22 protein-coding genes are annotated in these 25,827 nt (G+C 49.0%); 17 read left to right on the top strand and 5 right to left on the bottom strand.

Annotated elements, in window-relative coordinates; translation table 11 throughout:
* The first annotated feature begins 76 nt into the window (after positions 1-76).
* The 10 genes from H6624_16470 (at position 77) to H6624_16425 (ending at position 12,944) form a co-directional block, all read left to right on the top strand.
* Positions 77-2,173, top strand: coding sequence for a TonB-dependent receptor (locus tag H6624_16470; GenBank protein ID MCB9085942.1), 2,097 nt, complete (start codon positions 77-79; stop codon positions 2,171-2,173).
* Positions 2,174-2,338: 165 nt separating this feature from the next.
* Positions 2,339-3,313: a c-type cytochrome gene (locus H6624_16465; GenBank protein MCB9085941.1), complete on the top strand. Its 975-nt coding sequence runs from the start codon at positions 2,339-2,341 to the stop codon at positions 3,311-3,313.
* 36 nt (positions 3,314-3,349) lie between these two features.
* Positions 3,350-3,982, top strand: a complete 633-nt coding sequence (locus tag H6624_16460; GenBank protein MCB9085940.1) for a c-type cytochrome — start codon at positions 3,350-3,352, stop codon at positions 3,980-3,982.
* Complete coding sequence (locus H6624_16455) at positions 3,979-4,629, top strand: hypothetical protein (GenBank protein MCB9085939.1); 651 nt, start codon at positions 3,979-3,981, stop codon at positions 4,627-4,629. The genes H6624_16460 and H6624_16455 overlap by 4 nt, the downstream gene beginning before the upstream one ends.
* 166 nt (positions 4,630-4,795) lie before the next feature.
* Positions 4,796-5,617, top strand: a complete 822-nt coding sequence (locus tag H6624_16450; GenBank protein ID MCB9085938.1) for a TIGR02147 family protein — start codon at positions 4,796-4,798, stop codon at positions 5,615-5,617.
* Positions 5,614-6,807: a hypothetical protein gene (locus H6624_16445; protein ID MCB9085937.1), complete on the top strand. Its 1,194-nt coding sequence runs from the start codon at positions 5,614-5,616 to the stop codon at positions 6,805-6,807. The genes H6624_16450 and H6624_16445 overlap by 4 nt, the downstream gene beginning before the upstream one ends.
* Positions 6,797-8,023 (top strand): hypothetical protein, encoded by a 1,227-nt coding sequence (locus H6624_16440; GenBank protein MCB9085936.1) that lies wholly within the window; start codon positions 6,797-6,799, stop codon positions 8,021-8,023. Before H6624_16445 ends, H6624_16440 begins: the two co-directional genes overlap by 11 nt.
* A 47-nt stretch (positions 8,024-8,070) precedes the next feature.
* Complete coding sequence (locus H6624_16435) at positions 8,071-9,375, top strand: radical SAM protein (protein ID MCB9085935.1); 1,305 nt, start codon at positions 8,071-8,073, stop codon at positions 9,373-9,375.
* Positions 9,376-9,485: 110 nt separating this feature from the next.
* Positions 9,486-10,925 carry a hypothetical protein gene (locus tag H6624_16430; GenBank protein ID MCB9085934.1) on the top strand — a complete coding sequence of 480 codons (1,440 nt, stop codon included), beginning with the start codon at positions 9,486-9,488 and terminating at the stop codon, positions 10,923-10,925.
* Between the two features lie 93 nt (positions 10,926-11,018).
* Entirely contained in the window at positions 11,019-12,944 is a 1,926-nt protein-coding gene (locus tag H6624_16425; GenBank protein MCB9085933.1) for an MFS transporter, read from the top strand.
* On the opposite strand, the gene H6624_16420 is transcribed toward H6624_16425, so the two are convergent.
* The gene (locus H6624_16420) at positions 12,941-13,375 is read right to left on the bottom strand and encodes a hypothetical protein (protein ID MCB9085932.1); all 435 of its coding nucleotides are present in this window, start codon (positions 13,373-13,375) and stop codon (positions 12,941-12,943) included. The two genes, H6624_16425 and H6624_16420, sit on opposite strands and share 4 nt — an antisense overlap.
* A gap of 279 nt (positions 13,376-13,654) precedes the next feature.
* Here H6624_16420 and H6624_16415 point away from each other — a divergent pair, with 279 nt between their 5' ends.
* Positions 13,655-15,337, top strand: coding sequence for a Na/Pi cotransporter family protein (locus H6624_16415; GenBank protein MCB9085931.1), 1,683 nt, complete (start codon positions 13,655-13,657; stop codon positions 15,335-15,337).
* 45 nt (positions 15,338-15,382) lie between these two features.
* Here the strand turns inward: H6624_16415 and H6624_16410 are convergent, their stop codons facing one another.
* Positions 15,383-16,504, bottom strand: coding sequence for a DUF2817 domain-containing protein (locus H6624_16410; protein ID MCB9085930.1), 1,122 nt, complete (start codon positions 16,502-16,504; stop codon positions 15,383-15,385).
* A 29-nt stretch (positions 16,505-16,533) separates the two neighbouring features.
* A complete protein-coding gene (locus H6624_16405) occupies positions 16,534-18,135 on the bottom strand; it encodes an ABC transporter substrate-binding protein (GenBank protein MCB9085929.1) in 1,602 nt (533 codons plus the stop codon).
* Between the two features lie 305 nt (positions 18,136-18,440).
* Between H6624_16405 and H6624_16400 the strand changes: the two genes are divergently transcribed.
* Together H6624_16400 and H6624_16395 are read left to right on the top strand one after the other, a co-directional pair.
* Positions 18,441-18,872 (top strand): hypothetical protein, encoded by a 432-nt coding sequence (locus H6624_16400; GenBank protein MCB9085928.1) that lies wholly within the window; start codon positions 18,441-18,443, stop codon positions 18,870-18,872.
* A gap of 241 nt (positions 18,873-19,113) precedes the next feature.
* Positions 19,114-19,488 (top strand): hypothetical protein, encoded by a 375-nt coding sequence (locus H6624_16395; GenBank protein ID MCB9085927.1) that lies wholly within the window; start codon positions 19,114-19,116, stop codon positions 19,486-19,488.
* An 89-nt stretch (positions 19,489-19,577) separates the two neighbouring features.
* Here H6624_16395 and H6624_16390 read toward each other — a convergent pair whose 3' ends face one another.
* Positions 19,578-20,417 (bottom strand): DUF4423 domain-containing protein, encoded by an 840-nt coding sequence (locus H6624_16390; GenBank protein ID MCB9085926.1) that lies wholly within the window; start codon positions 20,415-20,417, stop codon positions 19,578-19,580.
* Positions 20,418-20,559: 142 nt separating this feature from the next.
* Here H6624_16390 and H6624_16385 point away from each other — a divergent pair, with 142 nt between their 5' ends.
* The gene (locus H6624_16385; protein MCB9085925.1) at positions 20,560-21,363 is read left to right on the top strand and encodes a hypothetical protein; all 804 of its coding nucleotides are present in this window, start codon (positions 20,560-20,562) and stop codon (positions 21,361-21,363) included.
* Positions 21,348-21,845 carry a hypothetical protein gene (locus tag H6624_16380; GenBank protein ID MCB9085924.1) on the top strand — a complete coding sequence of 166 codons (498 nt, stop codon included), beginning with the start codon at positions 21,348-21,350 and terminating at the stop codon, positions 21,843-21,845. Before H6624_16385 ends, H6624_16380 begins: the two co-directional genes overlap by 16 nt.
* 28 nt (positions 21,846-21,873) lie before the next feature.
* On the opposite strand, the gene H6624_16375 is transcribed toward H6624_16380, so the two are convergent.
* Entirely contained in the window at positions 21,874-22,728 is an 855-nt protein-coding gene (locus H6624_16375) for a hypothetical protein (protein ID MCB9085923.1), read from the bottom strand.
* 206 nt (positions 22,729-22,934) lie between these two features.
* Between H6624_16375 and H6624_16370 the strand changes: the two genes are divergently transcribed.
* Together H6624_16370 and H6624_16365 are read left to right on the top strand one after the other, a co-directional pair.
* The gene (locus tag H6624_16370) at positions 22,935-23,804 is read left to right on the top strand and encodes a class I SAM-dependent methyltransferase (protein ID MCB9085922.1); all 870 of its coding nucleotides are present in this window, start codon (positions 22,935-22,937) and stop codon (positions 23,802-23,804) included.
* A 119-nt stretch (positions 23,805-23,923) separates the two neighbouring features.
* Positions 23,924-25,810 carry a hypothetical protein gene (locus tag H6624_16365; GenBank protein MCB9085921.1) on the top strand — a complete coding sequence of 629 codons (1,887 nt, stop codon included), beginning with the start codon at positions 23,924-23,926 and terminating at the stop codon, positions 25,808-25,810.
* Positions 25,811-25,827: the final 17 nt, after the last annotated feature.

Raw genomic sequence — 25,827 nt, 5'->3', positions numbered from 1 at the left:
GTTTGAGGGTTTTCTTTGGTTGTCAGTGACGGCGGGTCAGGTTAGGATTTTGTAAAAATCCAATCAGGGGGAATGTGTGAGAGTCTTACTGCTGGCGGCACTTTTTTGGGGATGTGGCACAACCTTGGCTCAAGAAGCCAGTAGCTCGTTTGTCGTTCCGGAAACGCGCCTCGGCAGTGATGACACTGTGGAAACGCCAACCTATGGTCGGAGAGCCAAAGGCAAAACCCCTTATCAGGTTGAAAAGCTTGACGGGCAAAAAATCCAGTCACAGCAGATGGCAAGATCGGCACCTGAAGTGTTGAAAGAGACCACCAGTGTTCTTGTGCAAAAGACCGCCCAGGGACAGGGCTCCCCCTTTATCCGTGGCTTTACCGGGTTTCGCACACTCACTTTGATTGACGGCATTCGGGTGAACAACTCGGTCTGGCGAGAGGGTCCCAATCAATATCTGTCGACTGTTGATCCAGCCATGGCTTCCCAGGTGGAATTAGTAAAGGGCCCATCTTCTGTTCTTTATGGCAGCGATGCCATTGGCGGGACTCTGAATTTTCTGACCGACAACCTGGACGATGGTAAGTCCCGAACCGTGGGAAGGTATCAGTACGGTACTTCGGACCTACGGCAAATTTATCGGCTTGAGCATCGTCAGGCAGATGGGGATACCAGGTACACAGTTGGGGGTAGCTATCGGTCTTTCGGTGATGTGGTAGCAGGCGGAGATTTGGGCCGCCAGCCTTACACTGGTTATGATGAGTACGCGGGAGATGTGAAGATCGTTTCCCGCTTATCTCCAGGCGATGAGGTTATCCTGGTGTTGCAAAAGCATCAGCAAAACCAGGTTCCCCGCACTCACAAAACCATTTTTGCCAAGTCCTATGAGGGCACCAGTATTGGTAGCGAAAAGAAGCGTGAGCTCGATCAAGGGCGCGAGCTAGGGTATGTGCGATGGAAGGCCCGTGAGAAAGGGCGGTTACAGAATATCTCTTTGACGGGATTTTGGCATCACCACACCGAGGAACAGTTTCGCATCAAGAGTAATGATGAAAGTGACCGACAGGGATTTGACTTGGGAGCTGTCGGGCTAATGGGAAGTTTTGGTCTTGCCACATCAGTTGGAACTTGGACTCTGGGCCTTGAGGCCGTGGACGAAACTGTTGATAGCTATAAGACCAGTTACAACGCCGACGGCAGTTTTAAGTCCAGGTCTATTCAGGGGCCAGTGGGCGACGAAGCCAAGTATCTATCTGCGGCGGCATTTGTTCAGCATGAGGCTTCAGTATGGGACGCGACCACCCTCATCACCGGGGTTCGCTACAGTCATCATTCAGCCCAGGTGGATCGCTATGAGGATCCGGTGACAAGCCTTCCGGCAAAAATGGACAAGGACTTTGGCGCCGCTGTAGGTAGTCTGCGGGTTCAGTACCAGTTTAATGATGCGTCTGCCTTGTTCGGCGGAGTCTCACAGGGATTTCGTGCGCCGAACCTTTCAGACTTAACTCGTTTGGATGAGGCACGCACCAATGAAATCGAAACCCCAGCTCCCAATCTGGAAGCCGAAAAGTTCTTGTCTTACGAACTTGGATACAGGTTTGGGCGCGAGGATCTACGGTTTGAAGCCTCTGCCTATTACACCGACATCAAGGAAATGATCATTCGCCGCCCTACAGGGGTGGTTATATCTGGAGATAATGAGGTGACCAAGGCTAATGCGGGCAATGGTTTTGTTCAGGGCGCGGAATTGACAGTAAGAAAGAAGATAAACAAGTGGGAAGTTGGCTTTGGTAGCTCTTGGATGGATGGGGAGGTGGACACCTATCCGACTTCGGCCAACGTGATTGCCCGCGAGCCCATGAGTCGTCTCATGCCGTTCACCACCATGGTTTCCTTGCTTCATCGCCCTCATGAAGATGTATGGCTGGAAATTTTCGTCACTCAAGTCAGCAAGCAGGACAAGCTCTCCACCAGCGATAAGAGCGACACTTCCCGCATTCCACCCGGCGGAACACCGGGATACACATTAGTGACCTTACGAGGTGGTCATTCATTTGGGAAGCACCTCAGGGTCTCGGCTGCGGTGGAAAACTTAGGTGATGAGAACTACAGAGTCCACGGTTCCGGCAGCAATGAGCCGGGCCGCAACTTTCTTCTGGGTCTAGAAGGTACCTTTTAAACCTGGGACAATTTATCCCGGGAGATTCACTGAATGTCCGATTCCCTAGTTAAGCTCAAAGATACCCCCCTTTTCTCTGGAGTCCCTTTTGCAGAGGCCCTTATCGGTTGGATGGGGAGTTGTTGAATTCCCACCAGACCAGTTGCATTAATAGGGGTATTATCAGTGAATTTTTCTGACCGCCCAACTCTGGCGGGGTTTCTGTCCATATTTGTTTTGTTTGTTTTGTTTGTTTTGCCTCAAACAGGATGCCATCCAAATGGCCCTCACAAGCCGGTGGTCCAGTCGACCATTGGCTCGGGTGCACCCGGCGAGAAGATGAATTTTGAGGAGGTAAGCGGCCTGTTTAAGGTCCGTTGTTCTCGTTGTCATCCAAGCGTTTCTGCCCCCGACTGGTCGATCAAGGAGCAGGCGGAGGCTTACGTTAGTAATGGCAAGTTATACAAACGGGTTATTGAGCAGAAAACAATGCCACAACCTGGAAGTCCGGAAGCTTCCGCGATGAATGACGAGGAAAGATCTCTCATTCTTGATTGGATTCGCTCAGTTTCTTCACCTGATGGTGGTGGTCCGGGAAATCCACCCCCGCCGCCGCCAAGTAAATTGGCCGTTCTGGAGACTTGTCTCAATTGTCATGGCGGGGAGCTCGGTTTTCCTGGGCAGGTGGGTACACCTTCTCTGGAGGGCCTTAGCGAGAGTTACTTGAGTGATCAGCTCAAGGCCTTTGCTTCGGGTGAGCGGCGCAGTCCCAGCATGGAGGGAGTGGCTTCATCATTAACTCGGGATGAGGTTAAATATTTAGCCAACCATTTTAGCCGCCTCTCGCGACAGGCGCGACCTTGGCCGGGAAGTATAGAGAACGTAAGGGCGAAGGTTCGGGCCGGCGAAGAACTGGCAACAACATATGGTTGCTTGGGTTGCCACGGGTCTGAGGGTGCTCGGGCAAATCCAATGTACCCTTTGTTGGTGGGTCAGGATGTCCAATATACAAGTAGTCAGTTGACGGCATTCTTGTCGGGAGGGCGGCCAGGGATGCTAATGCCAGCCATTCTAAGTGGGATGGACCCTTCACCAACTGAGGACGATATGGAGAACCTGGCCGTGTATTTCAAAAGTTTGTTGGTATCTGAGTCTCAATAAGTAGTAAGCGTTTTTTTAAAGAATCGGGGAGGGATTATGAAGTCAAAGTTGATTATTCTCGCACTAATGGTTACCACCCTTTTAGGTTGGAGTCCGGTATGGGCAGCGAGCTATGATGAGTCGAAGTCCGGCGAGTTTGTGCTAAAGTGTTTTGGCTGTCATGGAAGAAATGGAGTAACTGGCTACACCGGCTTTCCAAACTTAGCCGGACAAAGTGAAACCTATCTATTTAATCAGCTAAAGACCTTTCGCGACGGTCATCGTCAGGACATTACCATGAATGCCATGCCCTTTATGGTAAAAGACTTGTCCGACGACGATCTGTTGGGCTTGGCCGGTATCTTCACGAGTTTTCCCGACGAAATCGTACAAATGAACAAACTTACAAAGAGCGAAGCTGAGTTGTTCAAAAAAGGTGAAGAGATTATAGGCGGTACCAAAACTACTTGTCGCTTCTGTCATTTGGCAAATAGCAGTCAAGATGCTCCAACCGTGCCCGAGTATCCTGTTTTGGTTGGCCAGCAAAAGGGGTATTTAATTAATCAAATAAAGGCTTTCCGTGATGGGGTACGGTGGTCGCCAATTATGAATGCTGACCTAGTAGGTGAGTTGACCGATGAGGAAGTGGAAGCTATCGCTGTGTATTTAAGATATAAGAAGGCTCAATGATCTATTCTCTGTTGGTTCAGTATTTAAGGTGGAGTGGAAAGTACTTTGCTCCTGTGTTCTTTGTTCTTCCAGTCCTGGCTTTGGATCAGGACCTTCCCCCTGGACTATTGAGCAAGTGCTACACTTGCCACAAGGAGACAGGCCGAAGCTGGGTGGACGAGGTGCCGACTTTAACCGGGCAAAATCAAACCTACCTCAAAAATCAACTCTATGCCTTCAAGTTGGATCAAAGGCAGGATCTTCTCCTTTATCGCATGAATGGGATTGCCCAGAGCCTTACGGATGAGGAAATTGAGATTATCACCAGGTATTACAGTGAAATTGATCCCAGGACCTATTGGGAGCAACCTGACCAGTTTGCCAGTGAGGAAGAGGAAAGGTTGTATCGCCTGGGGGAGAAGCACTCTCCGGTGTGTTTGGCCTGTCATGCTGAGGGGGAAAAGCGGCCTCCCGTTAGAGCAGATTTTCCCTATATTTCTGGGCAAAATCAGGTCGTCATCGAAATGCAATTGGGCTTCTTTGCTACGGGGAAGAGAAGAAATCCAATGATGGACTTCATCAAGGAAGAGCCATTCAACACTCTTGAAATGCGTAAGGCTCTGGCGTTTTATTTTAGCCGCCAGGCACCACCCCCTCCTATTCCCTAATTAAGTGGACCAGGTTAGCTAAGTTAGAATTCCGATCGTATGTTTGCTGAGCCCTATCCGGCTGTGGATCAAGCGCAACTGCGTGATTTCACTTATTTTTACAAAGTAAAAATATGAATTACATAAATTGTTGAAATATAACGATAAAATAACTACTAATAATCTTATGAATGAGTTCGTTAGGCGCCCCATAATCAGTGAGTTTGAAGATCCGGTGGAGTACCTCAGGGAGATGCTAGAGTATCGCCGACAGGCTGAGCCGAGCTTCTCCGTGTCAAGGGCCTCTCAACCACTGCGACGGGTGTCTTCCACCTTGGTATCACTGATTCTTCGGGGCAGAAGGCGCATCACACTTGATCGAACCGATGAGTTTGCCCAGTTGATGGACCTGAGTTCTTCAGAGAAGTTTTATTTTAAGAATTGGATTGAAAACAAGGAGACCCATCCGTCCCCCCCACATGAAAGTTCGGATGGTGGAGTCCACCGGCAACGCAAGAATGTGAGCACCAGCCTTCTCAATGATTGGATCAATGTTTATGTGAAGGACTTATTCCAGTTGCCGAAGATTCGTGAAAACCCGGATTTGATTTTTCAGCAGCTGGCGACGGTGGCTTCCATTTCTCGAATTGAAAAGTCCTTAAAATTTCTTCTGCGTGAAGGATACTTGCGGCGGACGATGAACGGCAGAATTGAATTGGAAACAAATCTGGCGGTTGCCGACCCGCGAGTCCCTAGTTCCAAGATCCGCCGTTTCCATAAGGGCGCTTTAAAGCTCGCCCAATTGGCAATTGACCTGTTTCCCCCTTCGGAAAGGCTCGCCAACACCTTAACCATACCATTGAATGACGAGTCCTATGCCGAACTGATGAAGATCATTGATCAGTTCGCTGAAAATCTCAAAGACTTTGCCGCCAAGAATGAGCAAGAGGGGGATCGTTTGTATCAATTGATTTTGAATGTGAGTCCTGTTGGAGGAAAACTAAAGTGAGATCCCTGTTCTTTTTGTTTGTTTTTTTGATCTATTGCATAGCCGGTACAGACTCCTTGGCCTCTACCTTTGTTGGTAACGGAGGTAACGCGGGAGATGTGGAGCTCCTTGTAACCATTCGGCAGATCCGAGGTGCCGCAAAATCGATTAATGTCGAAGGCGGTAGACGAGATCTCTGCGACTGTGCCCACACCTATGAAAACCATCGGATCTGCGAGGGACTCAACGATCTAGACGAAGCTCAGGGCCGCTTCTGCACACAAGTTTTACGCAAGAACTCGGGAGTCTTGTTTGATTTGATTCGAACTGATGATGCAGTGACGGTTAAGTGGACCCATGAAGCCATCAGTGTCAAAGAAGAAGGGGATGTGAGGGCTGCCGATGCGGTGGCCAACCCACAGGACAAGACAATCACCCTCAACCAGGCTCGGTTTTTGGAGTTGAGCCCATCGGAGCGGGTCTTCCTGCTAGCCCATGAGCTCATGCATTTTACGAGTTGGGAGGAGAAGCGCATTCAGGACCGAGGGAGCATTGGCCCATTTACTTCTAACCAGGGACAGCGAAAGCTTCTCAACGCTATGGCAGCGGGTCTTGTGATGGAAGTGGACCGACAGGATTTGTTCAATCAATACAAGAAAACACTGAAGCGACCTCAGGGCTGGAAGCGCCACTGGCTGGATTTGGGATTTGGCTCAGTAAACCGCACGGGAGGGTCCATCGATAACACTTACTACCTAGATAGTTACAGCAGTACCGACTTCTCCTACCGCTACTATTGGAGTTCATTTGGACTCATTTTGAACTCCCACAATGGGGACGAGAGTGACAAGATCTTGACCTCCATAACCGCCTCTGAGTCCTTGTCGGCCTTTGGCGTGGGCCTGACCTATCGGTATTTCCCTGGCTCCGATCCCCTAACGACGAGTGGTCAGGCCCAGATTGTGGCCAGTGCTCTGCTTGAACACCTGACTTCCGAATACGAGGTGTCTGATCCCTTCGTGGGGATTCAGAGTAAAGACACCTCCCTAGGATTGGCACTGGAGTGTAAATATTTTATCCCACTTAAGTGGGGGATGTGGGGATTTGCCGGTGGGCGAGTCAGTGTTCACGATTACGCGCATCCCGATCTTGGCCTGAAATATGAATCTATTCGTTACTCTCTGAATTTAGGAGCCAGCTATGCTTTCTAAAAAGCTGATTTTAAGCCTCTCTCTGACAGTTCTCTGCACGGCCTGCACGGGTGGCGGTCCCAAGGCTGAGGATGAAGAAAACATCATTGGTAACAAGCTGGAAATCATATCAGATTTAAGTGGCCGCACGGGTGGGACATCTCAGATGGTGGCCATTTTTGACGATACGACTCGCAAAATTCACCAGTTTGATTTGCAGGCCATGGCCCACAAGAGGTCGGTCGACGTGCTCAATCCGGAAGCCGAGCATTTTGTTTTGTACCATGAGCAGGGTGATTACATCGTGGATCTCACTCTTAAGCATATTTCGGTCTATGACAAAAACGGGGCTCCACAGCACAATCCGGTGACCTTTCAAGGCAAGCCCCTGTCAGCTGCCTTTCGGCCCGATCTTGGTTTCATGGTCATTTACGATGATCTCATGTCGGTTTCGATCTTGAAGATGAACAATGAGGGCCAGGTTGTGAGCAGCTGGGTGAGTGGCCCCATTTTGGAGAATGACAACTCCATTGTATCAGGAGATATCAATGACGCCGGCCAACTGGTTCTTGCTCTCAGTGATGACTCTCTAGCCGTGGTTGATTTGGAACAGACACTGACGGATCGCAAATGGACCTTTGTTTCGATGGCGACCCCTATGAATAGAATGCGCTGGTTGGCGCCGGTTCCTGGAAAGCCCGATCAGGTGTTGGTGCGAGCCCAAACCCGGGTCGCCTTGTTTGACCTCAACACCCAAACGGTACTTTCGGAAATGGCAATCGACCCTGACGAGGTGAGGGTGCGTAAGTACTCTCGTCACCTGGACCCTCATATTATCCTCAACAAGGAATACCGAGGCAAAGAGGCCACCCTGATTTATGTGGCCGACAATGAGGTTAAATCCCGGGCTATTTTTCACACCAACTCCAATTTCATGTTATCTCGACTGAGTTTGGCCGACGACAGCTGGACCTATGTGACAGTGGATCGGGAATATCCGGCTTGGAATAACACTCTAAATGAGGTGAGAGAGACCCGGTCTCTGCGTCGCTACGGATTCAGTTCCATGTTGGCCCAACAGCAGAAGTCTTTACCGGACAAGGCCCGACTGAAGTTGGCTCCCGACTATGTGTTCGCCTTGTTTCCCTCTGAGCTCGGCTATGCCGTACGCTATGGGGTGGATTCGGACGAAAAGCGAGAGCTGAAACTGTTCAACCTCCGCCTGATCAAAGACTAAGCAGATATTAAATTGACCTTCAGAGGCCTCTTTTTTAGGCTATTGCTATGGCAGTTGATCGAAGTGATCCAGGCTGGCCTGGTGCCTTTTGCCTTTTTCCTTGGGTGGAGCAGAGTTTTGATATCCATGGCAATCTTCATCTCTGCAATCGATCCACGACCATTTACGGCGATAAGGGCGAGCAGATCACTGTCGAGAGGCCAGGGGATTTGTTGAACATCTGGAATGGGTCGGCGATGAAAAAGGTTCGACTTCAGATGTTGGCGGGAACTCTACCCAAAGCCTGTGGTCGCTGTATTGATATGGAGGATGATGGCCGGGAGTCAAAAAGGCTGGGGTACCTTCGTCATTATCCGTCGTGGGCGCCAAGTATTGAGAAGCTTTTAGCGGCGACAGCCGATGACGGCCATGTTGAAATTCTCCCGGTGAGCCATGAGTTACGTGCCAGCAACCTGTGCAATGCAAAGTGCGTGACCTGCTCGCCGGAATTCTCATCCGCTCTTGTCAAGGACCACCAGGCTCTCAAGGAATGTTCTCCGGAGGCTTACTCATTGGTTCGACGAACCTATCAAGCTGCCGAAAGCCCAATGTACAACTGGGCGCAGAACGCGGGTGTTTATCAGTACCTTAAGGAAAATTTGTCCCAGGTACGTCTTCTCTATTTTTCTGGTGGTGAGCCTTTAATGATCCCTGCCAATACCGAGCTGGTTGAAGCCTGCATTGCCTCTGGAGATGCTGAACATCTTACTCTCGTCTACGACAGCAACGTGCTGCTGGTTGATGACCACTGGTTGGGGCGCTGGGAGCACTTTGAAAAAGTTGAGGTCCGGATTTCTCTGGATGGCATTGGTGAAAGGTTTGATTATATCCGTTATCCGGGCCCGTTTTCGAAGTTTGAAAGGGCGGTGGATTTACTGGCCAATTGGCAAAACTCTCGTGCTCGGGTCACTCTCCAGACCACGGCATCATTGCTCAATGTTCTGGATCTGACGGATATCATTACCTGGTATCGAAATAAGTTTCGTTCGAATGCCCAATTGGAAAGAAGATTTTTCTTTAAATCAGTCAGAGATCCGGCTGTACTCTCTCTCTTCAATGTTCCCGAATCGATGATGGTGACAGCTATCGATCGATTGGAATCTCTTCTTGAGGAGATATGGGCAGAAATGCCCAAGAACTCCATGACTGACAGTATTGAGGCTCTGGTCAGAATGTTGAAATACTATCAAAAAAATCACCATAGGAACCCGAGTAGTCTGAAGGAGGCTGTCGTTTTCCTAGAGGGACTTGACCGGATTCACAAAACAAACTGGAAGGCCACATTTCCAGAGTTTGCTGGCTCTATTTTATAAGACTTGAGTTGGCCCCTCCCTTGCAAAAACTCCCGTAAAATACCAGTTGAGATGATTGTTTTAACCGATTTGCCGGCTCAGCGGGTATTTAGAAGGAGGAGGCTTCCCTTATGGGCCTTGAATTGGCAAAAAGTGACTTTACACAGGAAGATTTTGATCAGTTTTCCTCACTTCTTCACCGCGAGACCCTTCAATTGCTGGAATGGCTCAAATCGGACCAGTTCTCTCATCGTGGATATTCGGCAGGAATTGAGCTGGAGGGATGGTTGATTGATCCATATGGAAGGCCCGTGGCGGCCAATCAGGAGTTCCTTCGTCGCATGGCTCATCCTCAGATCCAGTGTGAGCTCTCACAGTACAATGTGGAAATCAATAGCCGACCGGTTGAGCTCAGCCGGTTTGGCCTTTCTCAGCTGCAATCGGAATTGACAGACCTGACTGGGAAGTGCCGCCAGCTCGCCACCAGCCTGGGCCAGGAGTTTGTGGCTATTGGCACTCCTCCCACTTTACAGCGGGAAATGATGGGTCTGGAAAGTATGACTCCATCAAAAAGATATAGGGCTCTGAATGACAGTGTCTTTCCTGCCCACCAAACATCTGGTCACCTTCTCCACATGACAGGGCGGGAGGAGCTCAAACTCCAGCTTGGGGACGTCATGATGGCTTCTGCGGCCACATCCCTGCAGTTTCACCTGAAGGCTCCCGCCGATCGCATTTTGTATTTGTTGAATGCTGCGCAAATTGTGGCGGCTCCAATGGTCGCCCTCTCGGCCAATGCGCCCTTTTTGTTGGGGAAAGACCTGTGGATGGAGTCGCGAATCCCCTTGTTTGAACACGTCCTAAATGGCGCGAGATCGAAGCGGGACAAGAGCCAAGTGAGTCGGGTGAGCTTTGGACGCGCCTATGTTCAGGAAAGTCTGGCTGAGTATTTTCTCGATAATCTCCATAACTTTCCCATTCTTCTTCCAGATCGTTCCGACCGGGACATTCAGGAAATGGCCCATCTATCTCTTCACAACGGCACCATCTGGCGCTGGAATCGCCTGGTGGTTGGTTTTGAGGAAAGTGGCCAACCTCATTTGCGGATTGAGCATCGTCCGCCTTCGTCGAGTCCGACGCCGATGGACGCTGTTGCAGATTTGGCTTTCTTTGTTGGTTTAACGGTCGCCGTCTCTCATCAGGTTCGCGACTTTGAAAAGGACTTTCCCTTTCAGCTCATGAGGCGTAATTTTTATCGAGCCGCTAAGTTTGGTCTTGATACGGAAGTCTACTGGGCTCACGGTCATCGGGTGAATCTTCGCGACTTACTTTTGCGCGAGCTGATTCCCCAAGCTAAATCGGGTCTTCTTACCATTGGTGTTCCGGCTGAAGAAATTCAGACATACATTGACCACATTATTCTGCCTCGGGTCCTCAGTGGCCAGACGGGCGCCCAGTGGCAAAGAGACTTCATTGCGCAGAATGGACCTGACAGTTTTGACAAACTTATTCTGACCTACCTGGCTAGGCAGAAGTCCGCCCTGCCAGTGCATCTGTGGGAAGGACTCTGACGCCCCCCCCCTCAAGTATTATTAGGGTCAAAAATTCTCAGCCATATTGAGTCAATTGATTCTCGTGAATATTAGTGTATCTAATGTCTCATTATGCTTGAAAAACCGACCTCAGTTTCCCACCGAGTTTTAATCGTAAATACTATAGCCTTCACCATTTGTTTTGCGGCCTGGATGCTCAATGGTGTTTTGGTCACATTCCTAGCCTCCAATCAGGTTTACCCGTGGGGCCCGGTTGAAATCGGGTGGCTCATGGGAATCCCGGTTTTGACAGGGGCAATTTTTCGCCTTCCGGCTGGGATCCTGACGGACAAGTTTGGCGGCAAGCCGGTCTTTGCATCACTTTTGTTTATGACGTCCATTCCCTTGTTTCTGCTTTCGAAGGCGGACAGCTTTTGGACCTTTGCCCTTTGCAGTTTTGGATTTGGGCTAACTGGGGTGGGTTTTTCGATTGGAATCGCCTTCACTTCGGTTTGGTATCCCAAGAAAAATCAGGGTACGGCGTTAGGGATATTTGGAGCCGGAAACGCCGGCGCGGCAATTACCACTTTGTTCGGGCCGACACTGCTTAATCGATTGACCGATAACGGTGCCAACCTTGATGGATGGAGACAGCTCCCTGTGATCTACGCCGCGGCGATGATCCTGATGGGAGTGATTTTTGTCATTCTGGCCGTCAACCGCAAGCCAGAGGTGAAGGCTAAGTCGGTGGGTGAGCTGTTGGCTCCGCTCAAAGAAATTCGTGTTTGGCGTTTCGGCCTATATTATTTTTTAGTCTTTGGATGCTTCGTGGCCTTTTCCCAGTGGTTGGTGCCCTATTTTGTAAATGTGTATTTTATGTCTTTGGTGACGGCCGGCATTTTGGCCTCACTGTTCAGTTTTCCTTCAGGGGTGATTCGTGCCCTCGGTGGCTGGATGTCCGACAAGTGGGGCCCACGGGTCGTTATGTATTGGGTCTTGGGAACCTCGGTGGTTTGCAGTTTCCTGTTGATCGTGCCCAAAATGGAAATTTACTCGCCTGGTCGGGGGGTGATGGCTCGCGAGGCGGGAGAGGTCACTGAGATCACCCCAGATTCAGTGGTGGTGAACGGCAAACCCTATCCGCTGAAGACCAAGCCGGCAATGATGAAGAGTGGCGATAGCCAGCTCCTTGTACTGCCTCACAAAGATATGTGGACAGAGACCGTCGTTAAGGTGGGAGATCAGGTTGAAAAGCGGCAGCTTTTGGCCAAAGGGGTTACGCGGATTTATTTTCAGGCCAACGTGTGGATTTTTGCCGGCATTGTCATTCTTTTGGGAAGCATTTGGGGAATTGGCAAGGCGGCTGTTTACAAACATATTCCCGATTATTTTCCCAATCAAGTCGGCGTTGTCGGTGGAATGGTTGGTGTCTTAGGTGGTCTGGGAGGATTCCTTTGCCCAATCGCATTTGGATATTTGCTAGAGGGCACGGGGCTGTGGACCAGTTGCTGGATGTTCATGTTCTTGATATCGGCCGCCTGCTTGATCTGGATGCATCGGGTGGTTGCCAAGATGACTAAACGACCAGTCGGCTTTGAGTCCAAGTATGCAGACGCGAGCAGGGTGTTGCCAGGGGATAGATTGGCTCCTTTGTTTGAGTGGTCGAATAAGTTTGTCATAGGCAATGAGGATATGGACGCTCAACATCGACGACTAGTGGAACTCATTAACAAGTTGGACGAGGTGATCCAGAGAGGGCGTCCTCTTAAGGAGTTTAAGGCAGTTTTTGAGGACCTGGATCAATACATTCAGATTCATTTTGCGGCGGAAGAAAACCTTATGGAGAGGATTGCTTTTCCCAAGCTGACCTCCCACCGGCAGTCGCACGCGGAGTTCATGCGCGAGATTTCTCAATTCAAAAAGCGGCTCAGCAAGAGCGAGCCGACCGCCATGGATGAGCTATTGGATTTTCTGAAGACCTGGCTGACCGGCCATATTATGGTGAGAGACAAGGAGTATGTGACTCACTCCAATCATAGGGACGGTCTCCGCCCCTAGTCGATCGGTTGGCGCCAAATGGAAGTGGTGCTGCCCAGTCCCCTTGAGGCCAAATCCTTGTCAGCGCAGTGAATTTCTGCACTATTGATGTTCCAATCATTGTCGTAGTAGAGAAAGCGGGTTTCAGTTGCTTTGCCTTCATCTAGAACACAAGTTCCGATGAGGTTTTCCGAAGGACAGGGGTCCTGGATGTAGGCTCCGCCGTCGATAGCAGCACAAGAAACCGCGAGGTCGGCGGACCTAAAGAAGTCCCCCCGCCATTCACGACACTGGCGGTCCGAAGCATTGCTGTTGGTGCGATGATCGCAGGTACCTTTCAGGGAAAAGCCCTGCCCTGAGGTCAATGGGTCAGAATTCCAGGCGCTGCTAGAGCCACAGCCCAGGGCAAAAGTACAAAAAACTAAAAATGAGACGATTCGAATTAGGTACACAACCCCACTCCCTGAGACAACCCATCAATATTTACAGCAATCCTTGGGCCCGCCCCTTTGCGGTTGTTTACCTTTGAGACGGATAAATCACTGGTTTTCTCGGCTCTTACGGGCGTCTCCTGGTGAGATTGGCGATTACTGTAGAGCCAGGTCAGACTGCCCAAGAAATACGCATTTTCTGCCGCAGAAATTCCCATCAGAATTGCGCCGCGCCAATCGGTTGACTATGTGGCTGATCAAGGTCAAATGTGTGCCACAAAACTCTCGCCAGGAAGAGATATGGATTGGTTTAAGCTCGCGTACACAGTTCTCGGCGGATTGGGCATTTTCTTCTACGGCATGAAGATGCTGTCAGAGGGTCTTCAGGCTGCGGCCAGCCAATGGATACGTAAGGCCATTAATACTCTGACAACAAATCGATTTATGGCGGTCCTTGTTGGGCTAGGGGTGACCTGTTTTGTGCAAAGTAGTTCCATTACCACAGTGATGGTTGTGGGCTTTGTCAACGCCGGGCTTATGGACCTGTCTCAAGCCATTGGGGTGATCCTGGGTGCCAACATTGGGACTACCATCACTGGGTGGATCATCTCCATCAAAATTGGCAAGTACAGTCTTCTGTTGATTGGTCTTAGCATCTTCCCTCTTCTCTTTTCCCGCAACGAGCGCATCTCCCAGGTGGGCCGGGTGGTCTTTGCGTTGGGTATGGTCTTTTTGGGTTTGGAACTCATGAGCGGAGCCTTTAAGCCGCTGAGAACCAACGAAGAATTCTTGGCGATGATGCAGTACTTTAGTGCCGCAGATCTTCCCAGCCTCTTGGGAACCATTTTAATTGGCTGTTTGCTCACCTTTGTTGTTCAATCTAGTTCAGCCATGTTGGGAATCACCATTGCCCTGGCCAGTTCAGGTTCAATCACCTTTCAGACTGCACTCGCTTTGGTGATGGGAGAAAATATCGGCACAACCATTACGGCTCTCCTCGCTAGTATTGGGGCCAACACCAACGCTCGCAGAGCTGGAGCTGCCCATGCCGTGTTTAATCTGTTGGGTGTCTTGATCTTGACCTCGGTGTTTTGGATCTACAAGGACTTCATTGAGATGATCATCGGTGGGGTTGCTGATTTTACCGATGCTGAAGGGCAAAAGCCCTATGTGGCTGCTCACATCGCGGCCGGCCATACGGTATTTAACGTAGCTAACGTTATATTGTTTTTACCTTTGATGAAGTATTTGGAGCTGGTGGTGAGAAAGCTGGTTCCAGACAAAGCCTACAAGGAGCAGAAGAAGCTGGAGTTTTTTGGTGATGCGTCCACCACGTCTCCGGCCCTGGCGATTGGCCTTGCGCGCGCGGAATTGATTAAGATGGCGGAGTTGGTGACAAAGCTCTTTGATATCACCAAGACCTTTTTAAACTCTCCCCAGGAGTTGACGGAGCTGATTCAGAAAATTAACAAGTTTGAGCATATCACTGACAAGATGCATATGGAGATCACCGTCTTCATGGGAAAGGTGATGGAATCACAAATGACCGGTGAGGAGAGTAATCGGGTAAAGGCAATTCTTAGGATGGCTGAGGAGCTAGAGAGTATTGCTGACTACTGCCAGTCGATAATGAAATATGCCCAACGCTCCTTTCGACAGGGATTTGTCTTTGATCAACCAACCAAGGACGAAATCGAGGCCCTTTCCAATAAGGCCTCCGAGCTTTACCAACACGTTGCGGATCGCATTGTTCGCTATGAGCATGTCAATATTGATAGGCTCCGGCCTGAATGGAATGAATTCAACGAATTAGTGGAAAAGATCAAAGAGACCCATGTGGAGAGGGTGGCTGAGGGTAAGTTCCTGCCAGTGGCCTCTCTCACTCTTAGCGATATTGTGGTTTCATTTCGTCGGATCAAAAACCATACAGTCAATCTGGCCGAGGCCTACCAGGGCGGCAAGCAGTTGACGCCCACAGTTTGATGAGTGGAGGTCTAATGGCGCCGACACTTGTGCAGCAATCGTCCCCTATTCCTCTTGCTTGACGGCAGGAAGCCCTTCAGTGACCAATTGTTTGTACATGCAATTCAATAGATTTCTGGATCGGATCAATAGGCTGTCCTGCCAGGGTGGGTCGTTGGGATAGAAGAATTCCAAGAGTTGAGCCTTGATATTGCGTTTTGTTTCATCGTCACTATTTGGATTCCGTCTCAGCCAGGCATCGAGCATAAGGGCGTTGGAGATGGACTTGTTGTCTTTGGTTCCCATTTCGATGACGAATCCCATTCTTCGGCAGTGAGCGAGCCACCTATCGAGCTGAGCTAGGAGGAGGCCTTCGTAGCGGGGAATCTGACCACCGATAAAGCCCTTGGCCGTCTGCTCCAATTTGCCATCAAGCAGGTTGTTAACCAGTTGGTACCTGGGCGAATCCACCTCGTGCAGGCAAACGTAAAAGTCGTAGCCGTACTCTCCGAGTCCAGTGTGCCAGTCGATGTAAAGGACGTCCTCACAGCGACCAAGCTCCTTTTTCACAATAGTCTCAAGAGTTTCCGCTGACCATTCTCGGTGATGTCCCCCGTACATCACTCCGACGGGATCCTTGTATTGGCCCTTCATAAATCCATCGACCAGAACCTGCCAGGTGATGTCTTTGGCCTTGTCCTCCAATTTCGCTGTCATCACTTCCATTTTCAGCTCATCCAGTCCATCAGGGCACAGGAGTGGGCGAAGATCATCGTAGATCGGGTTTTTGGGGAGTGGCCCCGAGAATTCCCGGAAGTTGCGGTTGAGATCCACGTTGTTCTCAGTTGTGCGGCTTAAATGAGCAAAGCCATAGGGGTTAATGGCATGAACGAAGTAAAGACCAGTATCTGGGGCCAGCGATTTGAAATCAAACTGATCCAGCCAATTGATAAAGGCGGTTCGGCCGGCTGGGCATTCCAATCCATGGGTGCCGGAGATACAAAACAGAGCCTTTTTTGGGTGAATGGGACCGAAGCGAACTAGATCAGTGAATAGGTCTTCCCCGGTTGGGCCCTTAGCATTAGGGTTAAGAAAGCTCTGAACAATCCCGCCCCTTTTCAGGCAAAAATCGACAAAGCTCCTGCGAGCATCCCCGTAGTTGGTGCTAAAAAGTAATTCGGAATTCATGAATACTACCCCGGTTCATACGTAAAAAATCAGAACTCGATCCTGGCGTCGTCAAAGATGTCATAGCCATAGCTCGAAAACTTGTAGCCTTTCAATTTTTGGCTAATCACCCGAGTGTAGTTGCCATGGGCGATCGGAATCCAAGGGGCCTGGTCAATAAATATCCCAATGGCCTCTTGATACATCTTCTGTCGCTCAGCTTGATCATTGGTAGATCTGGCTTTTTCCAGTAGTGCCTGAAAACTCTTGTCACACCATTGAGAGACATTAAATCGGGTGTTACAGGAAAGATTGTTGCCTAACATGATATCGGGATCACCCAAATCTGACATCCATCCAAGCATAACCATGTGATGCTCACCTTTTTCGGACTTCTCCAAGTAGGTCCCCCAATCGTAGCTGACAAGGCGAACGCTGATGTTCAGCTTGGCAAGATCAGCCTGAATCATTTCTCCTAGCTTTTTCCCGTTTGGGATGTAAGGGCGATCAATGGGCAGAGTCCACAGTTCGGTACTGAAGCCATTGGGAAAACCGGCCTCTTTGAGAAGCTGTTTAGCCTTGGCCAAATCATAGCTGTAGCGATTGTCATAGACTTTGTGAGCCCAAGAAACCGCCGACAAAGGTGTGTCAGCAAGCTTCGCATTGTCGTGATAAATGGCTTTGATGTAGGCTTCACGATTAAGGGCATAGTTGAGAGCCTGCCTGACTTTAACATTATCAAAAGGACGCTTTTTTATGTTGAGTCCAACATAGCCCACATTCACGCCGGGACGTTTGACAACTTGTAGCTGGGGTTCGTCCTTTAAATATTTCAATGTTTCCACCGGCGGATTAAAGGCAATGTGGCATGAGCCCACACGCATCATTTGCATCCGCACGTTGCCTTCAGGAACGATTTCAAAGACGAACTGGTCAAATTTAGGCTTGCCCAAAAAGTACTGTGGATTGGCGGTCAGACGAATCCGTTGGTCGGGGACGTAGGACTTAAAGATCATGGGGCCTGTGCCGACGGGCTTTTGATCATAATCCACTTTTTTGTCCGCGGCGGCCAGGTGATCAGCGTACTCCTTGGACGTGATTCCCATGGGGATTGCGCTGAGCAAGGGAAGTAGTGGTGCAAAGGGCTTGTTAAGAATGAACTTTACTTCTAAGTCACTGACCTTAACCACATCCTCGATCACCTTATCCAGACCATTGCTCTGAAACATCAGGTATTTGCCATCTCCGACCAAGTGGAAGGGGTGATCTTTTTTAAGTTGGCGCAAAAAAGAAAATACGACATCGTCAGCATTTAACTTGCGCGTCGGCTTAAAATATTCAGTGGTGTGAAAGCTCACGTTCTTCCGCAACCTAAACTGAATGACCTTGCCATCATCCGACACCGTCCAGGACTCCGCCAAGTCAGGTTCGACCTTTCCATCATCGACGGAGAGGCGAACAAGCCTGTTGTAAATGTCTTTGTTAAGGTGGTGAGTCGTGGCATCGATGGATAAGGCGGGGTTGAAGGTCTGAGGTGATCCTTCGGCACAGTAGACGATTGTTGAGGCCTTTCCTGCCCAGGCATACCTGCCGCCTAAGGCTGAGGCAACCAACAGAACAATAGAAAAGAGCCTAAATACACATTGAGCCAAAAGACACCCCCATATTTTGGTTTGCAATCAACCATACCGGGGGGGGTGCGGGGCTGCAAACCTTTAGGTGGCTGGTGCATGGCGCAGGTGTATTTTTGTCACTTCCTATGAGCCTCTTAACGGATTCTTTTCAGTGAAGTTTTCAAAGTGGCGGGAATGTTAAGTCAGGAATCAGAATAGTATTAGAAATACGATGGTCGTAAGTTGATGGATGGTGATCAAAACAACTAATTTGGCTGAAGTTGATCGAAAAGTTAAAAGGGCCTCGCCCATTCAGGGGCCCACATCGAGCAAAGGGGAACAAAATGAAAGCACTCATTCTAGTTATGTCCATATTGGCTGGACTATCGGTTGCACAGGCCAATATTGACTGCAGCAATGCCGACCAGAGCATTCAGTATGAAATGGTTGGTTACAATCGCGGCATTCCGCCACGTCACGGTGATACCTTATCAACCGAGAGAATCTTTTTGGACGGTACTTTGATTTCTGAAAACATCCAATATGAAGGATTGAATCCACAGCGTGGACCGGTTGTCGCTGAGTTCGACTACAATTCAAAGGTGGAGCTTGAAAATAGCAGCTCCCGTATGGGTTTTAGGCAGGTGTATGTCATTAAGCTGACTCTTTCGAATCGTGATTACAGTACAGGCCTGGTAGGCGACGACGCAGGAACTCTTGCTGCTGATATCACGGATTATGTATTGTGCAGGGATATCTTTCTTGCGGTTCCTTGATCTCAGCGTGTGATTTCCACGAGGGGTTTTAGGAGTTTTTACAAATTACGAATTCAACCCATAAAGGGAGGCGCTTAGTTCGAAGCGCCTTTTTTTTGTGATTGCCGGAACCTGTATCGCTTTTCGAATTCTGGGTGAGAAATCTGCGATTTTTGTAATTTGAAATTAATTGCTGAACTGCGATGGAGGCGGATAGGACGATTTCACGTCAATTCACTCATTTTTAATTAGGAGAAGGACGATGAAATCATTGGTACTTGTTTTGGCGATTGCCATTTGCACACTTTCTGTCATCGAACAAGCTCAGGCTCGTGGCGGAGACGGCAGTGCTATTATTGAACTCACTCGCGAGCTTCAGCGTTGTTATGCCGAGAATGCGGAGCTGCAGGTTGCCGTTTCCCGCTGTGATTCCACACCCACTCCCCCTCCTGCTGTTGAGGTTTGGACTTGCAAGCTAGTGCGCAATTCCTTTGGTACCACCTACTATGGCGACACTCGGCGCACAGAGGGTGAAGCCCGGCGCTCTGCCTATGACAAGTGTGTGCGCAGTGAATCTTTTGAGAGCAGCTGCAGTGAAAGAGAGTCTAAGACAACCTGTACCCGAGATTACCGTTAATTCCTTAAGACCCTATAATGCCTCATCTCTCCGATGCTCACGTTGCGGGCAGGCGGCCTTTAGATTGGGAAGGCTCCTGCCCAATTTTCTTAGCTCCAAGGGAAAAGGTCGACCGAGAGCTGGTGGATATTCTCCTGGCCGTCGTCCTCGATGACGATAGATTCGGACAATTTGAGAAAATCAACCAGGGCGAGACGAATCTTTTCGATTGATTTATTGGAGCAAGTGAAGACGTAGGTCAGGGAGTTCTTTTCACTTGGTTTGAGGCGGCGAATTCTCTGTTGGGCATTGGATTTTGCCAATTCGTGGTAAACTTCCCAAATTAATGAATCCTTTTTTAGAACCAGATGTTCCGATTTGGAGATAATCATTTTGTCTTTAAGTTCAATGAGTCGGGCTTCCAGAAGAAATGTGATCAGGCCATTCCACTTGTCCTCGCTAATGGCAAGGGCCTGACGAACCTGGTCCGGCTGAATTTGGAACCTGGGAATAGTGAAGTACATGTGGGTGAGTTGGGCAAAAGGGTCGAGAAAGTACTGCAACAGAGCATTTGGCTCTTTGGTATCGACTTCTGAAATTGGGGTTCTCAACTGGTCTTCGGCCCTTAGGGCCTTTTGGCGGATCTTTTCTAATTGTAGCTTGAGCTCCTGCTTTCGTTCTTTCAAATGGGAGCGCTGATAGGCGTGGAGAGTCCGAAGATACTCAGATTCAAGGTTTTGAAAATTGAGAAAACGCAGAGCCAGATAGAGTTGGTCCTCATTGAGGTCTGCATCGCCGCGAAAGACTTTTGAGAGATAAGGACCTTGAACCTGGATGCCGGCAGAGAGCGCATTGAGGTTGTAGGTCTTTCCCAGGCTGCGCTTGAGAAACTGTTGGCGAGCCTTGAGGGCTTCGCGATAGTCTTTGTAGGCGAAATATGGCTTTTCCAATAGTATGGCTATCTATTTAATTATTCGTGTCTTTATCGGAAATTATAATCAAAAATTAAGAAAAAAGTGTGATTTAATTAATATTTAATTGCCCATATTGACGCAATGAGCAATAAGGTACAAAGAATCTTGGAGAATTCAAGTGTTGGTTCAAATCAAAAACCTAGCATGGGCAACGGGACTTGCCCTGGGGCTAACCAGCCCAGCTTGGGCGGGGTCTCGGACGATCAAGGTCGTGGACGATGTTCCATCTCAGCTCACCACAGCAAAGTTGCAGCAGCTTCAAGGCGGTTGGAGTGGGGGGGGAGGCGGAACCAGTGTTCGCTGGAACGGGCGACGTCTGTTCTTGGACCTTCTCATGTTCAATCAGAGAGGACTTCGTTATAAGTCCTTTCTTCCTGACTATGGCGGTGATCCTTACAATCTCGCGAACCTTGTTTTGAATGAGTGGACTCAGACGGAGTTCAGTGTGGGGAGCATCCAGGCCCAGGCTGCTTTCTCCAGTGTAGAATGGTACTACACCAACGAGCTTCCTAGAGAAGTTACGGAAGGCTACGACAAATACTATATTCCGGACACTTTGCGGGTTGAGGAGTTGGATCCCAAGTTGGTTGCCTACTACAGGGGTAAGCCGCATAAATTTCAGGTTCACATTGTTGAACAAGACTTTTTGTCTTTGGATCTCATCAGCCAGGTGGCCCTGGTTCTCCATGAGACACTTCGTCATGTGCAAATCGGATTCGGGGTGGAAAAGGAAGATTATTTCACTGAGATGAACTTACAAAAGGCCACGGCCATTTATTTATTTTGCCGTCCATCCATTCGTTGGGGAAGTTACCTATTATTCTTGATGTCTCCAAAAGCCCATCTGCTTGAACAATTTCACGGACCCGAGCAAGCCTTTTTTGAAAAACATTGTCAGGAGCCAAAATGGTTCGCCAATTGATTTTTGTTTTTATTCTATTTGGTTTGTCCTTTCCAGTTCAGGCAGGACCTCCCAGTGATGAAGCCGTCAACCAGTGGGTGCTCTTGGCTTTAAATGCCAGTGTGGAAGCCCTTAGCCAAAGGGACGGGGTTCACTTCTGCACTCATGATATTACCGGAACTGGAGCTGAGCCCACGGCCTGGGGAAAGAGCAAAGACTTAGCCCATGGTCGTCTCGTCGCCCTATGTATTAAACGTCGTTGTGGACAGATTCAGGGCGAGGTCAACAGTCGTATCGATCAAATGCGCACGTCCGATCCGGACTCAGTGCGGGAGCTCCTAGAGTCTCTGGGAACCCCACCTGATCAGGTGGAAGCACTTATGCAAGTACTCGCTGGCGGAAGCTATGGTCCCCAGAAATCCAACTGCGAAATGAGCCAACTGGCCCGCATCCTGGCCTATGACAGCTGCGCGCTCAAACTCCATGCCTGCGGAAAAGAGTGAGGGTGTCTGAAAATACAAAAGGCTGTCCCTACTGGCGCCGTCTTCGTTGAATTCGCTTTTCAATGAGTACAAACTGCAGGCCAAAGCTGGCCCAGGCACCTGGTGCCTGATACCAGCGAAAGACATCCTTATAGATCTGTTGGCGGTCAAACTTTCCAGCAAAGGGGCGGGTGACAATTTCAGCATGAAGGCAAAACATACGAAAGAAGTTGGTCAGCTCTTCTGGGTTCTTGGTTTGAATTCTCAAGGCTTGAGAGTCCAACAATTTGTAGCCAAATACGGAAGCTCTCTTTTGAATTCTCTCGGCTCCGTTGCGCAAGCCTCCGGACCTCTTTTGTAGCTCGGCCAATCGTTGGTACATGTCTCGCAGGTGGGGGACGCTGGGGTTGAATTCCAGCATTTCATCACGGGCATCGATGACTAAGATCCTTCCTCGGTCTTCCAGGTGATCCAGCAATCCCTCCAGGAGAACACCGTGATGGCGGACGTGTTGGGCGACAAGATTAAGGCGAATGAGATTAAATTTTTTATTGCCCACAACTGACGCGATGTCGCGTAGGTACTGTTTGGCCTTAGTTTTTCCCTGAAACAAATAGCTAAGAGAGAGACCCACCTCTTCTCCTTCATAGCCCGGGAAATCACTGTGGTGAGAAACTATGGGTTTACCAAATCCCCAAGAAACATCGAGAAACTGGCCTTTGGATTGGGACAGCTTGGAGTGGTTGAAGACATTGATTTCATGGGGAAAGGAGATGGCATCCTGTACTTGAAGGTTTCTCGTCCAAATGGCTTCGTTGCTGAAGGCCGCAAGCATAGTCATCAACTGACTTGGCGAAAGTTCGGAATCAATCTGCAGATAGTTAGGTTGTGGAGAATGACTCATGTGGAGAGCTTAGTGAATGGGCCCAATCTTGTCACTGTGACACTTTTTTTCTGCCCTAGAAATAGTTGAAGCTTCAGTGAGGGAACCGTGATCGGCCTGTAAATAGTTGAAATAAATTGATAAAACCGATCTTTTTCAAATTTCTCTACAGAAATTTGAAGTCCACTGACCATTTGAACCTCCTGTGCCCAAATCGGAGGTTTCAAATGAGTCCAATTTCTAATCACCCCTTAGCCAAGAAAACAGTCATTCACCCACCATTTTCTCTCTACTCGGGAATTCAAGCCCACTTTGAATCTCAGAGGACCACCCGCATTTGGGACGAACTGCTTGGAATTCAAGCAGAAGTCACCAAAAACGAGGATCTCAAGTTCTTTTTCAACTCTCAGGCCTTCAAGTCTGCAAAGAAAGTCTTAGATTTTGGCTGTGGGCCCGGTGATCTCATTCGCACCTTGCTCGCCTATTTCCCTGATAAACAATACACTGGAGTGGATCTCTCTTCGGATTATATTGAGTTTGCTGCGCAGAGATTTTCAGAAGCAGAAAATGTCGAGTTTATCTGTGACGACATCTTTAGTTACTCTAAGGGATCCTATGATGTCGTGATTCTTCGACTTGTCGTTCAACACATTAAAGACAACAGAAAGCTCCTAGATAAACTAAAGAGGATACTCAATCCCGGGGGAAGCGTCGTTGTTATCGACACTATGGATTCCATGAAGTGCTTCTCGCACCCTGTCTTGGAACTGTCGAAGATGTACAAGGCTCTTCAGAGTAAGCAAAAGGGCGAGCGAGGTAGCCGCAATGCCATTTGTGAGATTGAGAGCTATTGCGGTGAGTTGGGCTATCGACTGCGATCCTCCTATGAGATGCCGGTGACAGCGATCAGCGAGGAGGAAATCAAGCGGATGTCTAAAATGTTCATGTTTGCGAGCGAAATTGTTAGTCGCAAGTTTGCCGTGAACGTCAATCAATTTGAATTGTTTCGTCAGCTTGCCCACTGGCAGCAACAACCTGGAGCCTATGCCCAGATTGGCATGAAATACTTGGAGCTGACATTTTTAAGAACATCATGAGAGCGGCTCCAGCCTGAACTAAAGCCTAGAGACAAAAAGGTTTGCTCTGAAAGGTACCCAATGGCCCCGGTTTACCTTAGGATTTCATGAAGTCTAGAGTCCGGGGGTAGGGAGTTCACTTGGCAATTGGCATAAGGGCCTGTCTGGGTTGGATGGCCATCTTTTCGCTTGTTTCTGTTTCTGCCTACGGGAGTGACAATAGACTGAGTCGAACGGCCTGGGTGGAGAAGGTATATCGGACCCTCTTGGGAGGTGAAGAGATCCGCCCGGGTGATGAGCTGGAAAAGCTGAGTCAGAAGTCAGAAGACCAGATCATTGAGTATTTGATGAAGGATCCGCGCTTCGTAGAGACAGTCCTGGATTTTAATCTGTACTTTCTCGGCCTGAAATCAGACCCAGTCGTCAGTCAATACAGAGGTAAGGGTAAGGAACGTACTGTAACGTATTCCCCCCATATTTATTATTCCTCACAGGCTATACAGTCAGTTCGCAATCTCATGAAAAATGGCGACTATCTCGCCCTATTCGACTACGACGTCCCCTATTATGTGGGGCCGATGAAAAAGATAGCGGAAAGACCGACCAAGGATGGTTCCACGGAGAAAGTACCTCCCGAGGAAGTTAAGGATTATAGAAGGAGAGTGAAGGCAAATTTAGTTGCGCAACTTGACGGCATCATCGCGGAGATCAAAGAGAAGGGCGATGATATTGATAAAGTGAAAGTCTGCCAGGAGCTGATTCACCTCAAGGATCTTCAGGTTCTAACGTTAGGCATCCCATCTTACTTATCACATGCTCTTCCATTGTTTGGCTTTGATACCTGTTATCAAAACCACAAGGCGGAGCACATTCTGGGAATTGCCAAGATGTACAGGTATAAGGCTGAACTGATCTATGATCAGCTGGACGCCCTCGATGAGGATAGCTACCAGGTTAGGACACTCTTGGATCTCAAAGCCTTCGATTTCGGAAAATTCAGGGACGCTAAGGGGCCGCTTACAGCCCCGATGTGGAGGAATCTTCCGGTTTCAGTTACTAACATGAGCTGGGGTCGTAGCGCCTATTTTCTCTCAACCTATTACTGTGATGATCTAGTCCCGGTTGAAGTCACCATCAAGGATTGGGACAAAGACAATAGGCACGGTTTCCTGCAAAAGTGTATGAATTGTCATTACAAGCTGAATCCGATTTCGGGTTTTTTTCGCTACTACGGCAAATTTGGTGTGAAGGCTCCCTATAGCACCAAGCATGTGACTCCATTTAAGTCTAATAAGGAAGAGTACTATGAAAATGTGATCGTATTTGACGACCGAGCGAGAAAGCCCCTGAGAAATCAGGAAGCAATATGGACGAGGAGCGACGGTTCTCTGAATGTTGGAGTCGCTCGCTCGCATCTATACCCCAAAATAAACGACAAAGGCGAAAGCCTCGAAGATCTTTTTAGGATCATGAAGCAATCTCCTGAGGTTCGTAATTGCCTAGTTAAAAAGATGGCCAAGTACTTTGTTGGTTCAGAACAGCAGTTTGATCAAGGGTACCTGACTGACCTAAGAGTGAGGTTTGATCAACAGGCGAAAACAAATTCATCCGAGGCCTTCAGGAGCACAGTAAAGGCTCTTTTGAAGTCCAATACGTTTCGGCAAGGTCAACTCGATTCCAACACATGCTATGATTTGGCCTCTGGAGAAATGAGGGGAGATCGCCCTCCTTGCGAAGTCGCCGAGATTCTTGAGCAGAACTGTGCGCAATGTCACTCTTCAACAAAGAGTCAGCAAAAGTTGGATATTACCAAATGGATCAAAATAGGAGATGGATTTGGGTTCCCTCATCTTGACCAAGCGGGAAATCAACTCAGTCACTATGATTCAATGAAGAGGTTTGAAAAGGAGATGTTCACTCTGAGACCAAATTATCAGTTGATGCATCGGGAAGAGTATTTGTCCTCTTACGATAGGGAAAAGGTGTTTGTGTGGGTGCAAAATTCTCTAGCCAAGGCCGCGCATTAGTTTTTTTAGCGCTGAGT

This window comes from Pseudobdellovibrionaceae bacterium (assembly GCA_020635075.1).
Taxonomy (GTDB): domain Bacteria; phylum Bdellovibrionota; class Bdellovibrionia; order Bdellovibrionales; family UBA1609; genus JADZEO01.
The sequence above is the reverse complement of the archived record's forward strand: the minus strand, read 5'-3'. Positions and strand labels throughout refer to the sequence as shown.

Excerpts from the sequence above, each read along its gene's own strand:
- H6624_16430 (MCB9085934.1), top strand. The coding sequence starts at position 9,486 with ATGGGCCTTGAATTGGCAAAAAGTGACTTTACACAGGAAGATTTTGAT.
- H6624_16460 (MCB9085940.1), top strand. The coding sequence starts at position 3,350 with ATGAAGTCAAAGTTGATTATTCTCGCACTAATGGTTACCACCCTTTTA.
- H6624_16370 (MCB9085922.1), top strand. The coding sequence starts at position 22,935 with ATGAGTCCAATTTCTAATCACCCCTTAGCCAAGAAAACAGTCATTCAC.
- H6624_16455 (MCB9085939.1), top strand. The coding sequence starts at position 3,979 with ATGATCTATTCTCTGTTGGTTCAGTATTTAAGGTGGAGTGGAAAGTAC.
- H6624_16440 (MCB9085936.1), top strand. The coding sequence starts at position 6,797 with ATGCTTTCTAAAAAGCTGATTTTAAGCCTCTCTCTGACAGTTCTCTGC.
- H6624_16410 (MCB9085930.1), bottom strand. The coding sequence starts at position 16,504 with ATGAATTCCGAATTACTTTTTAGCACCAACTACGGGGATGCTCGCAGG.
- H6624_16380 (MCB9085924.1), top strand. The coding sequence starts at position 21,348 with ATGGTTCGCCAATTGATTTTTGTTTTTATTCTATTTGGTTTGTCCTTT.
- H6624_16375 (MCB9085923.1), bottom strand. The coding sequence starts at position 22,728 with ATGAGTCATTCTCCACAACCTAACTATCTGCAGATTGATTCCGAACTT.
- H6624_16435 (MCB9085935.1), top strand. The coding sequence starts at position 8,071 with ATGGCAGTTGATCGAAGTGATCCAGGCTGGCCTGGTGCCTTTTGCCTT.
- H6624_16450 (MCB9085938.1), top strand. The coding sequence starts at position 4,796 with ATGAATGAGTTCGTTAGGCGCCCCATAATCAGTGAGTTTGAAGATCCG.
- H6624_16400 (MCB9085928.1), top strand. The coding sequence starts at position 18,441 with ATGAAAGCACTCATTCTAGTTATGTCCATATTGGCTGGACTATCGGTT.
- H6624_16395 (MCB9085927.1), top strand. The coding sequence starts at position 19,114 with ATGAAATCATTGGTACTTGTTTTGGCGATTGCCATTTGCACACTTTCT.
- H6624_16415 (MCB9085931.1), top strand. The coding sequence starts at position 13,655 with ATGGATTGGTTTAAGCTCGCGTACACAGTTCTCGGCGGATTGGGCATT.
- H6624_16425 (MCB9085933.1), top strand. The coding sequence starts at position 11,019 with ATGCTTGAAAAACCGACCTCAGTTTCCCACCGAGTTTTAATCGTAAAT.